Source organism: Archaeoglobus sulfaticallidus PM70-1 (assembly GCF_000385565.1).
Lineage (GTDB): Archaea > Halobacteriota > Archaeoglobi > Archaeoglobales > Archaeoglobaceae > Archaeoglobus_A > Archaeoglobus_A sulfaticallidus.
On the sequence record NC_021169.1, the window covers coordinates 645512 to 661801 of the forward strand.

Genomic DNA, 16290 nt, shown 5'->3' on the forward strand with positions numbered 1-16290 from the left:
TAACACATCTTATGTCTTATTCTCCCTTTATGCCTTATCTCCCAGAACAAGCCTTGGAGCAATCATCATTGACTTGAGCTCATCAAGCAGAAGCTTGAATGCATAGCTCATCTCGACCTTGTGTATGTTGCTGTCATCATCGCAGACATAGCAGTACGCGCTACGCTTTCTGTAGTCGTAGGTTGCCACATGTCCACAGTTTCCGCAGACATAGACCTCAACCTTGTCGGATTCCTCGAGCAGCCTGTCTTTCAGCAGTATCGCTGCACCATGTCCTATCAGAACATCCCTTTCCATCTCTCCAAACCTCAGACCACCCTTTCTGGCTCTCCCCTCTGTTGGCTGTCTCGTCAGCACCTGAACCGGGCCTCTGCTTCTCGCGTGTATCTTGCTCGAAGCCATGTGGTAGAGCTTCTGGTAGTATATAACACCAACGAATATGTCCGCGGTGAACTTCTTGCCTGTGATGCCGTCGTACATGACTTCCTTGCATGTATGTGTAAAGCCATACTTCTTCAGTGCTGCTCTCAGATCTTTCTCCTTCTCTCCGTAGAATATGGTCGCATCAACCCTCCTACCCTCTAAGGATCCGACCTTACCTCCAATCATCTCAAGCACATGTCCTACAGTCATTCTTGATGGAATAGCATGCGGGTTGATTATCATGTCAGGAACTATTCCGCTCTCCGTAAACGGCATATCTTCTTCAGGAACTATTAAACCGATAACTCCCTTCTGTCCGTGGCGTGAAGCGAATTTGTCTCCAAGCTCTGGGATTCTGAGGTCTCTAACTCTAACCTTCGCCAGCTTCGATCCACTCTCCGACTGGGCGAGGAACACTCTATCAACGATTCCCTTCTCGTTACTCCTCATCGTGATCGAGGTCTCCCTTCTCTTCTGAGGAGATATACCTAGCTCTGTTGGCTCCTCCAGGAATCTCGGTGGTGAGGTTTTGCCTATCAGAACATCATCCGGGCCAACTTCTGTTTCAGGAAAAACGAGTCCATCCTCATCAAGGTGAGCATAAGCCTCGGCACCTCTAAAGCCCGAGATATCTGCTCCGGGAATCTCGAACTTGTCCTCCTGCCCACCAGGATACCTCATCTCCTCAGTCTCATAGGTTCTGAAGAAGTGGCTCCTTCCAAGTCCCCTCTCTATGCTTGCCTTGTTGAAGATCAGAGCATCCTCGATGTTGTATCCCTCGTAGCTGATAACGGCAACTACAAAGTTCTGGCCTGCAGGCCTCTCATCGAACTTTATCTCTGATTGTGTATCAGTTCTGACTATGGGTATCTGCGGGTAGTGAAGCAGGTGACCTCTGGTGTCAGCCCTCCAGTGAAGATTGGAGTAGGGTATGCCGAGGCTCTGCTTTATCATCGCAGCACCCATCGTGTTTCTTGGTGATGCATTGTGCTCCGGGTATGGGATCGATCCGGTACAGATTCCAACAATCAAAGCCGGATCGAGCTCCAAATGTGTGTGTTCAGGGGTTAACTCTTCTTCGTTAACAGCGATATATGCGTTCTCCTCTTCTTCAGCATCCAGATACTCTATAACACCAATGCTGACAAGATCCTCGAAGCTAATCTCTCCCCTCTTCAGAAGTTCGATGTGCTCTTCCTTGACTGCCGGTTCGCCATTTCTCACAACTATCAGCGGTCTTCTCGCTCTTCCAGCATCCGTATTTATCCTAACCTCGTTGGAGTCGGCATAATATACGACATTAACCTGAGTTGATATCTTTCCAGCCCTCCTCAATCTTCTTATATGTTCGGCAAGCTTTTTGCCATCCTCATGAAATCCTATCAGGGCTCCATTTACATACACTCTCGATTTCATAAAATCACCTTGATATGATCAAATTATGATCAAACCCTCCTTATTGGTTCAACACCAAGCTCGTACAGCGTGCTTATAACTTCTTTCTCATCGGTTCCGACGCTAACCTCAGCATACTGGGCGAAGTTCTTAACCAGTCCACAGTTTGGACCTTCTGGTGTCTCGCTTGGACAGATCCTTCCCCACTGGGTTGGATGCAGATCTCTTGCCTCGAAGTGGGGTTGCGATCTCGAAAGCGGAGATATGACCCTCCTCAGGTGTGAGATGATTGAGAGATAGTTGTGACGGTCTATGAGCTGTGAAACACCCGTCCTTCCTCTAACCCAGTTACCTGTGGCCATTGGATGCATTATCCTGTCTGTGAGCACATCACTTCTCACTGCAGTGCTCATTTTGAGCGGTCTCCCCCTGACTTTAGCCCTCTCAAGCTGATACTTGACATCCTTTATTAGCCTCAAAAATGCAACTCTGAATATCTCTTCCATCAAATCTCCTGCGAGCTTGAGCCTCTTGTTGGCGTAGTGGTCTTTGTCGTCCTCTCTTCTCAAGCCCAATGCCAGCTCAAGCACAGCTTCAGCCATCCTTGCGAGGAAGAAGGCTTTAGCTCTCCTGCTCTCTGGAGTTGTGCCCAGATGGGGCAGGAAGTACTGGTCTATCACCTGATTTGCCCTGTTTATCTTGTACTCTTTGCTCTGTCCTGGAGCTACCTTCTTTCCAATGAGCTCTATCGCCTGCTCCTGAGTTTCAACTTCGGCATCCTCAAGGTTCTCGAGCAAGAACTTCATTATCTCGGGATCCTCACTTACCATCGTGACTATTTCCTGATCTGTTTCAACACCCAGAGCCCTCATCATAGTTACAAACGGAATTGTCTTTGGAAGCTGAGGGAAGGAAACCTCCAGAATATCTCCCTTGCTCCTTTCCACAACAACAAGAGCCCTGTATCCAGACCTCTGGCTGAATACCTTTGCTATCTCAATACTCTCTCCATATCTCTCCTCTTTTTCAAGCAAAATCTTGTTGGGAGCGAGATCTTCGAGGGTCATTAAAGCCCTCTCACTCCCGTTGATTATGAAGTAGCCACCGGGATCGAGAGTATCCTCACCAAGAAGTGTTAATTTCTCCTCATAGGTTGATAGAATCGGATATCTCAGCTTCTCAAGAGCCTCGTCGATGTTGTCCGGGTGTAAATTACACTTCTCGGACTTTACCATTATCGGCATCATTCCGATTGTTACAACCTCTTCGTCAAGCTCCCTGCCCTCGTCGATAACCTGTGTTATCAGCTGTATTTTCGCTGCATAGGTTAAATTCCTCAATCGAGCGGTTGATGGAACTAATGGAGGTTCTGAACCATCAGCTTCCCTTATTATTGGTTTATCCACCCAGATCTTGCCCAGTTTTACATATGTATCTGGGATATCAAGTTCGATAATCCTCTGTTCATCTATCACTCTCTGCAAACCCTCTTCGATAAATCGGTTGAATGAGTCTATCTGATGTTTTACAAGCCTCTCATGGGTGAAATAAGCCCTTGCAAGAACTCTTCTTTCTAACATCACAACACCTCTTCAAATTTTATAATTCCACAAGCACAGCTAAGCATGAAAAAATCAGTCGAGTTTCCACACTTCCGAAATCCGGATTTTTTAAACATTATCCAATCTTGGTTCAGCCTTAAGCCTAGACCACAAGCCTGTATGCTATTGACTTGCCCGCCGTGGGACTTTCCCTTTCTACTCTCACAATATCCCCAACTTTTGCCCCAATTTCCTGTGCTATCGGATCGGTAACCTTGATTTTCGGTAACTGCTCTTTCTCTATATTCAGTATCTTGAGAATCTTTTCTGCCTCTTCTTTTGATAGCACTTCATGTTTTGGAACGAGTATGTGATCCTGCAGACTGATCTTGGTCATATTAATCACTCCCTTGATAAGTTGAAAGGAGCGGGCTCGACGGGATTTGAACCCGCGACCAACGGGTTAAAAGCCCGTTGCTCTGCCTGGCTGAGCTACGAGCCCATTCTCTTCAAGGCTCTCTAAGCAGAGATACACTGAATATAAATCTTTTTCCGTAATGCATTTTGTTGTCATCGGTTTTTAAATTTTGTTCTTGCCTGTGGTGGTTGTGATATACAGTATCATATTTATGACTTTGTTGCGATTATTTTCTTCGCGAAGATTCTCTCTATCCTGGAGATTCCATCAAGAAACGCATCCTCTGTCTCCAGAACTTCTATCTCGCAATTCTCCATTACTATTGCTTTTCTGGCTTTAACATAATCTCCTTTACATCTGTTCTGGATTATTATCTCATCTGAAGTGATGTCTTTGAACTCTGTATTTGCACCGATCACGGCTTTTTCACATGTTACACTATTCAAAAAGGAAGACTTCCCGACGATCAATTCTCTGCACTCTATTTTTCCCCATATGATCGAATTTGCACCAACGATAACTTTCCCATCTACCTTTATGTTTTTGTCTATGAAAGCGTCCTTCCTTACAACTACGAGGTTTTTATTCGGGTCATACATAACCTTCGCGTTCATACCTGATCGAGGTATTTTTTAACACCAGCCCTCACATTAACGGCTATTCCTCTATTAAATAACATCATTTCCGAAGCACACAAAACTGCCTTTCCGGTAGCCAGCAGGTTATCATCCTCATCCACAACCACAACCTCATCTCCAGCTCTCAAATTTTCATCAACATCAACGACATGCTTGGCAAACACATTCTTTCCATCTGCTATGAATTCCGATACCTCATTCGTTACAACCACCCTGTTTCTTGGATATTCGAAGAAGTCCTTTATGCGTTTGGCACCTTCAATGCTGAGACTGAACCATCCGGATGATGCTTTGAGCGTTGCTATTCTAATTCCTTTATCTGTTATCTGTCTGATCCTTCCAGTCTTTGGTGAGACTATGAACTTGCAGGTATCCGGAAAAAGGACTTTGCCAGCCCCTCTGCCGAACTGGTAGTCTGCCATCCATCTAATTTTCCTGAACTTCTCCTCACGGGGTAAAAATTCTGGAGTTTCGGGCTTTCTCGACATCTGACTTAATTGACAAATCAAAAATATATTTGCTTTTCGCTGAACATCTCGCTAAACTCTGAAAATCCTGTAGTTTGATGCTTTCTTGAGCCTGTTCATGACAGCTAAACCCAACCCTTTCTCCTCTACCCCTTCTGCAATGATCAAATCAATCCCTCTCCTGTCAAGCTCCCTCAAGGCTGAAAAGAGGTTTCTGGCAACCTCCTCAACACTCCTGCCGATCTCAACGATCTCAACATCTATATCCTTATATGGTTCAGAATCTGAAACGACAAGCCCAATTTTCTTATTCGATTTATCAATTAGCTGTCCGGCAGTCTTGATTATTTTGGATACGACATCCTCCCTCTTGCCATAGATGACGATAAGCTCTGCAGAAGGAGCGTAATGCCTGTACTTCATTCCCGGGGATCTCGGTATTCCCTCATCGAGTTCCGGGATTTTAATATCCACAACCTTTTCAAGCTCTTCAACGCTTAGCCCACCCGGGCGGAGGAGCTCTACTGGATAGACGGTTGTGTCCACAACCGTCGATTCCAGACCTATGTTCGTTGGTCCACCATCGAGAATTGCATCTATCCTTCCATATAGGTCTTCGATCACATGTTCTGCTTTTGTCGGGCTGGGCTTTCCGGCAAGATTTGCTGAAGGAGCAGAAATGGGAACCTCACTAAGCTCGATCAGCTTTAAGGCTACCTTGTTGTCGGGCATTCTTATTGCAACCGTATCAAGCCCGGCTGTAACCTCTTGCGGTATGCATTCCTTCTTTTTAACAACCACCGTCAGTGGGCCGGGAAAGAATCTTTTGATCAGTTTCTCAGCAACATCGTTTAGCTCGGCAATGTCTTCTATCATATCCTTATTGCAGACATGGACTATGAGCGGGTTATCTGCTGGCCTCTCCTTAGCCTTATATATTCCGAGAACAGCCTTTCTGTCAAGGGCATTGGCTCCCAGTCCGTAAACGGTTTCGGTTGGAAAGGCAACCAGCCCGCCGTTCTTGATAATCTCCGCTCCCGCCATTATCCTGTCTTCCTCTGGATTCTCCGGGTTCACTTTGATGATTCTCGTTTTTTTCATCTTACACCGAATCGACTGGAGGATTTTTGAAGGTTGTGGATTTTAGGTTACTGGCAGATAGTTCTTTATACAATCTTCTATACTTTTTTAGCATGTTCAATGACTGTCATATACATATTGTTCCGTATGAGTTACTGAAAAAAATGAACGAGAAATTCGCCAAAGCCATAATCTCGAACATGGATCTCTCTAAATCTCCTGAAAATCTGATAAAATGTTTGGATGATAGCAACATCGAGTGCGTAGCCATAATGAGCTATCCATCCCCTCACACGAACGGGCTTGGAATGGAGGCGGTTTATTCTGTTATAGATTACTGCAGAGAACATCGGGACAGGCTGTATCCTTTTGGTAGCATATATCCCCACATGGATCGAAAAGATGCAATTGAACATTTGGAGAAGCAGTACGATCTTGGAATAGCTGGAATAAAGCTTCATCCAGTTCATCAGTACTTTTATCCAAATGATTACAGTCTTGAAAGCCTTACAGCAAGCTATGAATTCGCGGTGGATCATGAACTGCCCATCTTGTTCCATACCGGAACGAGCATACTGCCCGGAGCGAGAGTGAAGTACGGGAATCCCATAAACCTTGATGATGTGGCACTTGACTTTCCGGAATTGAGGATAATAATGAGCCATGGTGGAAGGCCAATATGGATGAGGGAGGCTTTCTTCATTCTGAGGAGGCACGGGAATGTGTGGTTCGATATAAGCGGGATACCTCCCAAAAAGCTCATGACTGAGTACTTTCCGAGGTTTGAGTTAGTGGCGGAAAAGAGCATTTACGGCAGTGATTTTCCAAGTCCTGGAGTTAAGGGGATAAAGGAAAATCTCGAACTCTTTTTGAGCTTGGATCTGGATAACAGTATGAAGAAAAAAATAGCCTACCATAACTTCAGGAAACTCTACAGAGGTGTTTAAGGTTGATAGGCCTTTCGCGAACTCCCAGCAATTCAGAAAGCTTTATTACTGTATAGCGAAACATCAGAAACATGAAGCTTGACACAACATTTCTCAGAAACTACATGAGGATATATGTTGAGGATGTTGTGGTATTCTGCCATGGACTTCCATACGAGTCTGGATCGGTTACTCAGAAAGGCTATGATGATATTGCAAAAGACTTCGCATACAGCGGTCTCAACTCTGTAATTTTCGATTTTTCAGGTACAGGTTTGAGCAAAGGGGATTTTAAGATCGAGAACTGGGTTGAGGATCTGCTTTCAATAGTCCATGAGTTCAAGTCTGTCAGCCTCGTGGGTTTCAGCATGGGTGGGGTTGTAGCAACCTATGTATCAGCCAATTCTGATAACATCAAAAATCTCGTGCTTGTTGGAGTCCCGTGCTGTGCTGAAACTGTAACTGATGAGATGCTGGTTGAGATATTCGAGCACAACAAGCTTAAGGGTGTGTTGAGGGGTTTGAAAGACTTTGAATCGTTTAAAGCGAGGATTAAGAGAGATCTGGATCTGTATCAGCCTGTTAACTGGATTGGAGAGGTGAGATGCCCGAAGCTTATAGTTCACGGAACCTCAGATCAGATCATCCCCTATGAGGATGGGGAGAGGCTGTATGCAGAAGCAAAAGAGCCGAAGTACTTTTTGAGGGTTGTTAACGGGTCGCATTTCCTGAGGAGGCACAGGGAGGTTATGGGCAAGATAAAGGAATGGATCGTTAAAAAAGAAAAATATGGCAGGGTTATCCAGGAAATCGTTGTTTAATATGGTTTAACCAAGCTTATCGAGGATTTCCTCAATCTGTTTGAAAACTTCATCTATGCTTTTCGTTCCATCGACATTGTAAACAAGTCCCTTCTTGCTGTAATACTCTATGAGTGGCTCGGTCTGGCTCTTGTAAACCTTCAACCTCTCCTTTACTGTCTCTTCTTTGTCATCATCTCTCTGATAAAGCTCCCCACCACACTTATCGCACTTGCCTTCCTCTTTCGGCGGGTTGTATATCAGATGATATACTGCCTTACAGTTCTTGCAGGTTCTTCTGTTCACGATCCTCTTTATGATCTCGTCTTCCGGCACGGATACATTTATCACAGCATCGATTTTCTTTCCCATCTCCTCGAGCATTTTGTCAAGAGCCTCAGCCTGATTGATCGTCCTCGGAAATCCATCAAGGATGAATCCCTTCTCGCAATCTGGCTGGGCAATCCTCTCTTTGACTATGCCAATCACGACCTCATCAGGAACAAGTTCTCCCCTGTCCATATATTCTTTAGCTTTCTTTCCGAGCTCTGTTCCTTTGGCTACAGCCTCTCTGAGCATATCTCCAGTTGAAATCTGTGGTATGCCGTACTTTGCAACTATCCTCTCTGCCTGAGTTCCCTTACCAGCACCCGGAGCGCCTAACAGAATCAGGTTCATGATGGTAAAATGAACTCAAAATTTTAAATTTTTTCATTTTTGCGATGCATTGCAATAAATTTGTAATCTGCTAAAACCTGTAAAATATTTCGAACAATGCCGTTAATGCTGAGTAACAAATTTCATCGATTCAGTGTTAAGGTTATACGCCCATGCAAAGCCCACAACATTTATATAGCATTTAATGAAAGGTTTATGGAATTAAAACGCAACAGGAGGAGTTGAACTTGGTGGAAATAACAGAAGTGAGAATCTATAAGCCGAAACAGGAGGGGACTGTCAAGGCATATGCGACAGTCTCTCTAGATAATGAGTTTGTTGTGAAGGGTTTGAAAATTCTGGAAGGAGAAAATGGGCTTTGGGTTGGAATGCCAAGCAGGAGAACCAAAGAAGGGACTTTTCAGGACATATTCCACCCGGCAAACAAGGATGCGAGAGAAAAAATTGTAAATGCTGTTCTTGAAGCATATAGGGAACAGCTTTAATACGGATAATACGGCTTTACCAATAATTAAATTCTGAAAAATTTATTTTGTTTTTTGTTTGTTTTGTCTGCTTTGTTTGCAGTTATATGAATGTTGGTGGAGTGCCTATCGTTATATACACAGCTTTTCTGTCACCAATGTTCTTCATTTTATGTGGTATATTGGACGGATGCCAGATAACATCTCCAGCTTCCATTGTGTAATGGATGTTCCCAACCTTACACTCTATCTTCCCTTCAAGCACGATTCTGACCTCTTCTCCTTCATGCGTATATTCTTCTGTTTCCGCTTTTGGATCGAGTTCAGATTTTATTACAACTATGTTGCTCGATTTGGCTTTAATTCGGTAAGTTATTCCATCCAGTACTTTCTTGAAAATATCTTCACCGGATTTCACAAGAACAGCCATCATCAAAAAAGATTAGAATTTTTTAGGATATAAGTCTGTCGATGTTTAAATGAAAAATATAAAACAGCTATAATTTCAGGCTGGCTTAACTTCAACATTGTATTTGCTACCGTCGATTTCAACCTCGAACTTGCCCTCAACCTTGCCCGTTGAGGGGAATGGCTCTTCCTCGATCTCTCCTTTCAGGAACTTAAGCCCTGTCTGCGGGAAGAGAGCATACAGCAGCACATTTTCGTCAGTAGCTGGTATGCCCATCTCTTCCAGCTCTTTTTTCCTCTTTTCAAATTCCGGTTCGAGCAAGTCAGCCGGTCTGCAGTCTATGGGCTTTTCATCTCCAAGGATTTTCTTGATTATATCTTCCTTTATCGGAGCGGGAGTTCTTCCGTACATTCCTCTAACTAGGTCTTTGGTCTCTTTGGTAACAACCTTGTACCTTTCACCAACCAGCACATTGACAACAGCCTGAACACCGACTATCTGGCTCGTTGGAGTAACCAGCGGTGGATAGCCGAGATCCTCTCTGACTTTGGGCACTTCTTTCAGAACCTCCGGGAGTTTGTCGAGGGCATTCTGCTCCTTAAGCTGGTTTATCATGTTGGAGAACATACCACCGGGTATCTGATAAACAAGCACACCTGTATCTGGTATTGTTGAGAGCGGGTCGAGATAGCCAGAGTACTTTTCCCTGATTTTCATCATGTAGTCCCTGATTTCCATCAGAACCTCCAGATCAACTCCTGTCTTGTAGCCCATCTCTTCGAGGGCATAGACCATGCTCTCTGTTGGTGGATGGCTGGTTCCCATGCTCAGTGGGGACATACATGTGTCAACCATGTCTGCTCCAGCCTCAACGCTCTTCAGCAACGCCATCGAAGCCATTCCGCTGGTGTAGTGAGAGTGAACATTTATTTTAATACCGACTTCCTTTTTTATTGCCTTGACAAGCTCGTACGCAACCTTTGGAGATAGTAGTCCAGCCATATCCTTGATGCATATCGAATCTGGTTCGAAAACTGCCAGTTCCTTTGCTATTTCTATGTACTTCTCTATCGTGTGGACTGGAGAGATTGTGTAGCATATTGTTGCCTGCACATGGGATGATGTTCTTTTTGCTGTTTTGATGGCGGTTTCGAGGTTTCTTACATCGTTCAAGGCATCGAAAATCCTGAAGAAGTCCAGACCGTTTTCAGCGGTCTTCAAAACGAATTTCTCTACAATGTCATCCGGATAGTGGCGGTAGCCAACAACATTCTGACCCCTTAGCAGCATCGATATCCGAGCATTCTTCACCCTCTTTCTGATCTCCCTCAACCTTTCCCAGGGATCCTCGTTCAGGAATCTGTGGGCAGAATCAAAGGTAGCTCCACCCCAGACTTCGAGAACGCTTATTCCAGACTCGTCAAATTTCTCCACGATTGGCAGGATATCTCTCGTTCTCATTCTTGTAGCGAGAAGAGACTGATGTCCGTCTCTCAGTGTTAGATCAACGATATCGACCCTCATGAAAATTCACCTCTTGAAAGTTATTTTGCAAATATTAATTTTTTTCTTTTTTATTTTTCCTTATAAAATGTCAGGCATGGATTATCTTGTTCTGTGTTGGAGAAAAGATTTATCTTCATGAAATTGTCTTAAGCTAAGGTGGCAGAAAGTTCGGCTGAAAATCTGCGTGGAGTGCATGTTCTCGCATTACTCATCACTATGTTAATCTGGGCAGGGTCCTTCGTGTTTATCAAGATCAGCCTCAGGGAAATTGGGCCGTTCAATCTGGCATTCTACAGATTTATTCTGGCATCACCGGCTTTACTTCTAGTTGTTTATTTCAGGAAGAAGTTTCAGCTATTGGATGCGAAAGATATTCCGAAGATACTCGTTCTGGCTATTACAGGAGTTACCCTGCTTTATGCTGTTCAGTTCGTGGCTTTGGTATATACCACTGCAACCAATTCATCGATACTCATCAACAGCTCAGTAATTTTCATAGCAATCATGTCTCTCTTTCTGGGTGAGAGGTTCACAAAGCTGAAAGCTTTTGGGATATGTCTATCGTTTATAGGTGTTGTGCTTATAGTATCCAATGGAAAACTGGAGTTCTTCAGCAGCAAGACCTTTATCGGGGATATGCTGATAATTTTCGACGGGTTTTTGTGGGCAATATACACAATACTGGGTAAGAGTTTGCTTGAGAAGTACAATCCCGAGGTTTTGACAGCCTATGCCTTTGCGTTAGGGTCGATTCTGCTAGTTCCTTTTGCGGTCTATGAGGGTTTCTCAAATCCCATAACATTCAGCACAACGGTCTGGATTTCTTTGCTGTATCTTGCTCTGTTATGCTCGGTTTTTGCCTATGTGATGTGGTACTCTGCATTGACAGCCATGGATGCAACAAGGGTTGCAGTTTTTGTTTACATAGTTCCATTCTTTACAGCAATAATGGCATTCTTCGTGCTGGGAGAGAGGTTAGGGGCTTTTACGGTACTGGGAGGAATTCTGACTATTGCAGGGTTGTATTTAACTGAGAGGTATTGATTTACCGATTTACTGGTTTGTGTGGTTTATTCGAATTTTCTATCAGATTCAAAAGTTCCTCAGCACTCTTTTCCGGATTTTCAGAAAAGGCTATGGCCGAGATAACTGCAACCCCCGTACAGCCAGCTTTCAAAACTTCTGAAACATTTGAGTGGTTTATCCCGCCAATAGCCACCACTGGAACCTTTACTGCAGAACAAACCTTTTTTAGTCCATCTATGCCTATAACCTCTCTCGCATCCTCCTTTGTGGAGGTTGGAAAAACCGGCCCCACTCCCAGATAGTCCGCATATTTCTCAGCTTCAAGAGCCTCGCTCAGATCTCTCGCGGAAACACCAAGAATCATTCCGGGAAATTTTTCGTCGATCAAGCTTCTAATCGCTTTTGCGGGAAGATCTTCCTGTCCGACATGGATGCCATCAGCTTCAACAGATATTGCTATATCGAATCTGTCGTTAACAATGAACAAAGCTTCGTAATCATAAGTTAGCCTTCTCAATCTCTTGGCAATCCCGTATATCTCTCTTGCAGGAAGCCTCTTCTCTCTAAGCTGGATCGTTTTAACTCCGGCCTTCAAAGCCATCTCTGCAACCCTTTCGTGACCATGAGATCTTCCATCGGTTATGAAGTACAGCCTGATCTTCTCAGCAAAGCTCATCGTCTCAGATACTCCTAAAATTTTTAAAATCTTTCACATTTTTAAGCTCGAAAGAATTGCTGTTCATGTCCCACACTGCAAAACTACCAGATATTACTGACCCAGGATTCAAAACAAGCGTTCCGTTCTTGTACATACCTTTTGCCTCGTGTATGTGCCCGCAGAAAATGTAATCGAATTTTTCCATGATCGATCTGATCACCTCACAACCAGCGTTAATACCGCTATAGGTCATATCCAGTATCCCTTTTGGCGGGCAATGAGATATCAGGATGTTTCTCTCTCCATAAATGAAGTTTTCAACGAAGCTCCACATTTCCTCGTTAGAATACTCTGAAGGGGTCAGAAATGGTGTGTAGTTCGACCCTCCAACTCCATGGAGTGTGTAATTCTCGAAGGGCAAGCTTTTGCAGTGCAGGTTTATCATTCCGGATTGTTCGATGTAATCTATTGCCTCCTCAGGATCGCAGTTGCCATGCACACAGTAGCATTTCAGGCCGACCTCGGATAGAATCTCTGAAATCACGAATACATCTTCTGCCCTGAAATCACTTAGGTCTCCACAGATAAAGCAGCAGTCCACATCAACACTCTCAAGAATCCTTTTAAGCACATCAAATCTGGAATGTATGTCAGATAGTATCAGAACCCTCATTCAAGTTCTCAGTTTGTGGTTAGTCTGTTACATAAACCTCTCCATTTGAGGGTGCAAAAGCGTCGATTCCAATCTCGTCCCTTATCCAGTTGGCGAAGTCTTCGGTGTTTTCTCCATGTACTGTAAAGACTATTTCCACACCCTTGTCTGCTGATAGTCTGACAAACTCCTTTAACTGCGAGTCTCCTGCATGGGCAGAGAAATCGTACTGCTCCACACCCATTTTGAGCTTGACCATTCTGTGTCCGAGGTTTATGACTCCTCTATTTAAAGCCAGATCACCATTTGTCCCCTCAACTTGGTATCCTGTGAGTATTATCTTGGACTTGTCGTCATTGTATAGCCTCGATATGTAGAACAATGCCGGGCCGCCATTTAGCATACCTGCAGTAGTGACAACAACGGAAGGCTCTTCAAGTATCTTCTCTCTTTTACCTCTCTCGACAGTTATTGCATTTTTTATTGCTCTTCTCAATTTTTTAGCGTTTCTAATGTAGCTTGGATACCTCTCAATTATTCTGGAGACCTCCTTGCCCATGCCGTCGAGATATGGAGATATGCCGTATTTGTCGAGAATCATCAGAACTTCTTGGCTTCTTCCCACAGCAAAGGCCGGGACTATTGCGTGTCCACCTCTGTCAAGGGTATCTATAATCGATTCCACGAATTTCTCCTCAAGCTTTTTCCTCTCTGGATGCTCAGTTCCGAAATATGTGCTCTCAACTATTAGTATGTCTGTCTCTGGAAAATCCATATCAGCTTTCACGAGCAGTCTCGTGTCTTCGAGCTTTATATCCCCAGTGTATAGTATGTTTATGTCTCTTGATAAGTGTATGCTCGCACTACCTGGAATGTGTCCGGCGTTCAGAAATGTGATCTCCCATCCATCAACCTCAAACGGGTCGTTATAATCTACTTCAGTAATGCTGCTCTCAAACTGTATAAATTCTCTTTTGCCGTATGGTGGGTTATCCATTATGTTCATTGAGTCTTTGAGCAGTATGTGAGAAATCTCTCTTGTTGGAGGGGTCATAAACACATCTGGGTTGTAGTACATAAGGTTTGGAGCAACACCTACATGGTCGAGGTGACCATGTGATATTATCACAGATTTCGGCGCAATGCCATTTATCGGATACTCTGGCGGATCGGATGGCTTTAACCCATAATCAAGGATTATAGAGTCAACTAGCACAGCAGATCTCCCAACTTCTCTGCAGCCTCCGTTAAAGCTAATTATGGTCATTCCTCTAACTTACTTCATCTGTCAATAAATATATTTCGGTATCCTGATATAACCAGTTTGATATAATCTACTCTCGGGCAAAAGCCTTAAATATCCACCCGGTACGAGATATAAAACACCTCAGAGGTGAGGTAGTGGTAAGCCAAAGTTGAGTTGAAGTGGCTCAGCAAAAGGCTTATAAATCACAAAGACACAATAAACATTTACCAAAAACCCATGAACCGCAGAACCGGCAAGTGCCCTGATGTGGGCGTAAGCCTGAGATGAAGGGCTGGGTTCCCCTCTGCGGTAAATCGAATGAGGACCACAGAGTGGTTCTGTGGTCTGAGGTGGGCTTGAGTAGGATTGATCCGGTGGGCGAAGAGGCGTATTCACCGCTCTTCCCCCGCAATTCTGGTTGATCCTGCCAGAGGCCGCTGCTATCTGGCTGGGACTAAGCCATGCTAGTCGAGGGGCTAATTCTCCCTCGGGAGAATTAGCACCGGCGGACGGCTCAGTAACACGTGGACAACCTACCCTCGGGTAGGGGATAACCCCGGGAAACTGGGGCTAATCCCCTATAGGTCATGGTGACTGGAATGTCCCATGACTGAAAGCTCCGGCGCCCGAGGATGGGTCTGCGGCGGATTAGGTAGTTGGTGGGGTAACGGCCCACCAAGCCTAAGATCCGTACGGGCTGTGAGAGCAGGAGCCCGGAGATGGACACTGAGACAAGGGTCCAGGCCCTACGGGGCGCAGCAGGCGCGAAACCTCCGCAATGCGGGAAACCGCGACGGGGCTAGCCAGAGTGCCCACGCATAGCGTGGGCTGTCCGGGTGCCTAAAAAGCACCCGATAGCAAGGGATGGGCAAGGCCGGTGGCAGCCGCCGCGGTAATACCGGCGTCCCGAGTGGCGGCCACTATTATTGGGCCTAAAGCGTCCGTAGCCGGGTTGGTAAGTCCCCCGGGAAATCTGGTCGCTCAACGATCAGACTGCCGGGGGATACTGCCAGCCTAGGGACCGGGAGAGGCCGAGGGTATTCCCGGGGTAGGGGTGAAATCCTGTAATCCCGGGAGGACCACCTGTGGCGAAGGCGCTCGGCTGGAACGGGTCCGACGGTGAGGGACGAAGGCCTGGGGAGCGAACCGGATTAGATACCCGGGTAGTCCAGGCTGTAAACGATGCGGGCTAGGTGTCACTGGAGCTACGAGCTCTGGTGGTGCCGGAGGGAAGCCGTTAAGCCCGCCGCCTGGGAAGTACGGCCGCAAGGCTGAAACTTAAAGGAATTGGCGGGGGAGCACTACAACGGGTGGAGCCTGCGGTTTAATTGGATTCAACGCCGGGAAGCTCACCGGGGGAGACAGCTGGATGAAGGTCGGGCTAAAGACCTTACCAGACTAGCTGAGAGGTGGTGCATGGCCGCCGTCAGTTCGTACTGTGAAGCATCCTGTTAAGTCAGGCAACGAGCGAGACCCGCGCCCTCAGTTGCCAGCGGATCCCTTCGGGGATGCCGGGCACACTGGGGGGACTGCCGGCGCTAAGCCGGAGGAAGGTGCGGGCAACGGCAGGTCCGTATGCCCCGAATCCCCCGGGCTACACGCGGGCTACAATGGCCGGGACAATGGGTACCGACTCCGAAAGGAGTAGGTAATCTCCTAAACCCGGTCTAACCTGGGATCGAGGGCTGCAACTCGCCCTCGTGAACCTGGAATCCGTAGTAATCGCGTCTCAAAATGGCGCGGTGAATACGTCCCTGCTCCTTGCACACACCGCCCGTCAAGCCACCCGAGTGGGCTATGGGTGAGGGGGTGTTCATACGGGCACCCTCGAACCCAGGGTCCGTGAGGGGGGCTAAGTCGTAACAAGGTAGCCGTAGGGGAATCTGCGGCTGGATCACCTCCTAAGGTGTTTCAGCCTCCGCTCACCGGAGTCCAAATACTCAAGCCCACGGAAGAGTAACGC

At 45.8% G+C, this 16290-nt stretch carries 16 protein-coding genes, 1 tRNA gene and 1 rRNA gene; 5 read left to right on the forward strand and 13 right to left on the reverse strand.

Translation table 11 applies throughout. The annotated features are described in order from the left end of the window. Window positions 1-27: 27 nt before the first annotated feature. The 7 genes from rpoB to ASULF_RS03510 all read right to left on the reverse strand — a co-directional run bounded on the left by rpoB (window position 28) and on the right by ASULF_RS03510 (window position 5983). Complete coding sequence (gene rpoB / locus ASULF_RS03480) at window positions 28-1839, reverse strand: DNA-directed RNA polymerase subunit B (protein WP_015590320.1); 1812 nt, start codon at window positions 1837-1839, stop codon at window positions 28-30. A 29-nt stretch (window positions 1840-1868) separates the two neighbouring features. After that, window positions 1869-3398: a DNA-directed RNA polymerase subunit B'' gene (locus tag ASULF_RS03485; RefSeq protein WP_015590321.1), complete on the reverse strand. Its 1530-nt coding sequence runs from the start codon at window positions 3396-3398 to the stop codon at window positions 1869-1871. Window positions 3399-3522: 124 nt separating this feature from the next. Further along, window positions 3523-3756 carry a DNA-directed RNA polymerase subunit H gene (locus tag ASULF_RS03490; RefSeq protein WP_015590322.1) on the reverse strand — a complete coding sequence of 78 codons (234 nt, stop codon included), beginning with the start codon at window positions 3754-3756 and terminating at the stop codon, window positions 3523-3525. A gap of 31 nt (window positions 3757-3787) precedes the next feature. Next, window positions 3788-3861 (reverse strand) — tRNA-Lys (locus ASULF_RS03495). Window positions 3862-3986: 125 nt separating this feature from the next. After that, window positions 3987-4391: a hypothetical protein gene (locus tag ASULF_RS03500; protein WP_015590323.1), complete on the reverse strand. Its 405-nt coding sequence runs from the start codon at window positions 4389-4391 to the stop codon at window positions 3987-3989. Beyond that, entirely contained in the window at window positions 4388-4903 is a 516-nt protein-coding gene (locus ASULF_RS03505; RefSeq protein ID WP_015590324.1) for a PUA domain-containing protein, read from the reverse strand. Before ASULF_RS03505 ends, ASULF_RS03500 begins: the two co-directional genes overlap by 4 nt. A gap of 51 nt (window positions 4904-4954) precedes the next feature. Then, a complete protein-coding gene (locus tag ASULF_RS03510; protein ID WP_015590325.1) occupies window positions 4955-5983 on the reverse strand; it encodes an L-threonylcarbamoyladenylate synthase in 1029 nt (342 codons plus the stop codon). 92 nt (window positions 5984-6075) lie between these two features. Here ASULF_RS03510 and ASULF_RS03515 point away from each other — a divergent pair, with 92 nt between their 5' ends. After that, window positions 6076-6909, forward strand: coding sequence for an amidohydrolase family protein (locus ASULF_RS03515; RefSeq protein WP_015590326.1), 834 nt, complete (start codon window positions 6076-6078; stop codon window positions 6907-6909). 71 nt (window positions 6910-6980) lie between these two features. Next, window positions 6981-7709 carry an alpha/beta hydrolase gene (locus tag ASULF_RS03520; RefSeq protein ID WP_015590327.1) on the forward strand — a complete coding sequence of 243 codons (729 nt, stop codon included), beginning with the start codon at window positions 6981-6983 and terminating at the stop codon, window positions 7707-7709. A gap of 6 nt (window positions 7710-7715) precedes the next feature. Here the strand turns inward: ASULF_RS03520 and ASULF_RS03525 are convergent, their stop codons facing one another. Then, window positions 7716-8366, reverse strand: a complete 651-nt coding sequence (locus ASULF_RS03525) for an adenylate kinase (RefSeq protein WP_015590328.1) — start codon at window positions 8364-8366, stop codon at window positions 7716-7718. Between the two features lie 227 nt (window positions 8367-8593). Between ASULF_RS03525 and ASULF_RS03530 the strand changes: the two genes are divergently transcribed. Further along, a complete protein-coding gene (locus ASULF_RS03530; protein WP_015590329.1) occupies window positions 8594-8851 on the forward strand; it encodes a SpoVG family protein in 258 nt (85 codons plus the stop codon). 82 nt (window positions 8852-8933) lie between these two features. Here ASULF_RS03530 and ASULF_RS03535 read toward each other — a convergent pair whose 3' ends face one another. Next, complete coding sequence (locus tag ASULF_RS03535) at window positions 8934-9263, reverse strand: cupin domain-containing protein (RefSeq protein WP_015590330.1); 330 nt, start codon at window positions 9261-9263, stop codon at window positions 8934-8936. Window positions 9264-9335: 72 nt separating this feature from the next. Then, window positions 9336-10763, reverse strand: a complete 1428-nt coding sequence (locus tag ASULF_RS03540) for a pyruvate carboxylase subunit B (protein ID WP_015590331.1) — start codon at window positions 10761-10763, stop codon at window positions 9336-9338. 138 nt (window positions 10764-10901) lie between these two features. On the opposite strand from ASULF_RS03540, the gene ASULF_RS03545 reads away from it, so the two are divergent. Beyond that, window positions 10902-11789 carry a DMT family transporter gene (locus tag ASULF_RS03545; RefSeq protein WP_015590332.1) on the forward strand — a complete coding sequence of 296 codons (888 nt, stop codon included), beginning with the start codon at window positions 10902-10904 and terminating at the stop codon, window positions 11787-11789. A gap of 1 nt (window position 11790) precedes the next feature. Here ASULF_RS03545 and thiE read toward each other — a convergent pair whose 3' ends face one another. Genes thiE through ASULF_RS03560 form a run of 3 tightly spaced genes read right to left on the reverse strand, consistent with a single transcriptional unit; the run spans window position 11791 to window position 14348 of the window. Next, window positions 11791-12447 (reverse strand): thiamine phosphate synthase, encoded by a 657-nt coding sequence (thiE, locus tag ASULF_RS03550; RefSeq protein WP_015590333.1) that lies wholly within the window; start codon window positions 12445-12447, stop codon window positions 11791-11793. Window positions 12448-12451: 4 nt separating this feature from the next. Next, complete coding sequence (locus ASULF_RS03555; RefSeq protein ID WP_015590334.1) at window positions 12452-13102, reverse strand: metallophosphoesterase family protein; 651 nt, start codon at window positions 13100-13102, stop codon at window positions 12452-12454. Window positions 13103-13121: 19 nt separating this feature from the next. Next, window positions 13122-14348: an MBL fold metallo-hydrolase gene (locus ASULF_RS03560; protein WP_015590335.1), complete on the reverse strand. Its 1227-nt coding sequence runs from the start codon at window positions 14346-14348 to the stop codon at window positions 13122-13124. Between the two features lie 390 nt (window positions 14349-14738). On the opposite strand from ASULF_RS03560, the gene ASULF_RS03565 reads away from it, so the two are divergent. Continuing rightward, window positions 14739-16230: ribosomal RNA gene (locus ASULF_RS03565) — 16S ribosomal RNA — on the forward strand. Window positions 16231-16290: the final 60 nt, after the last annotated feature.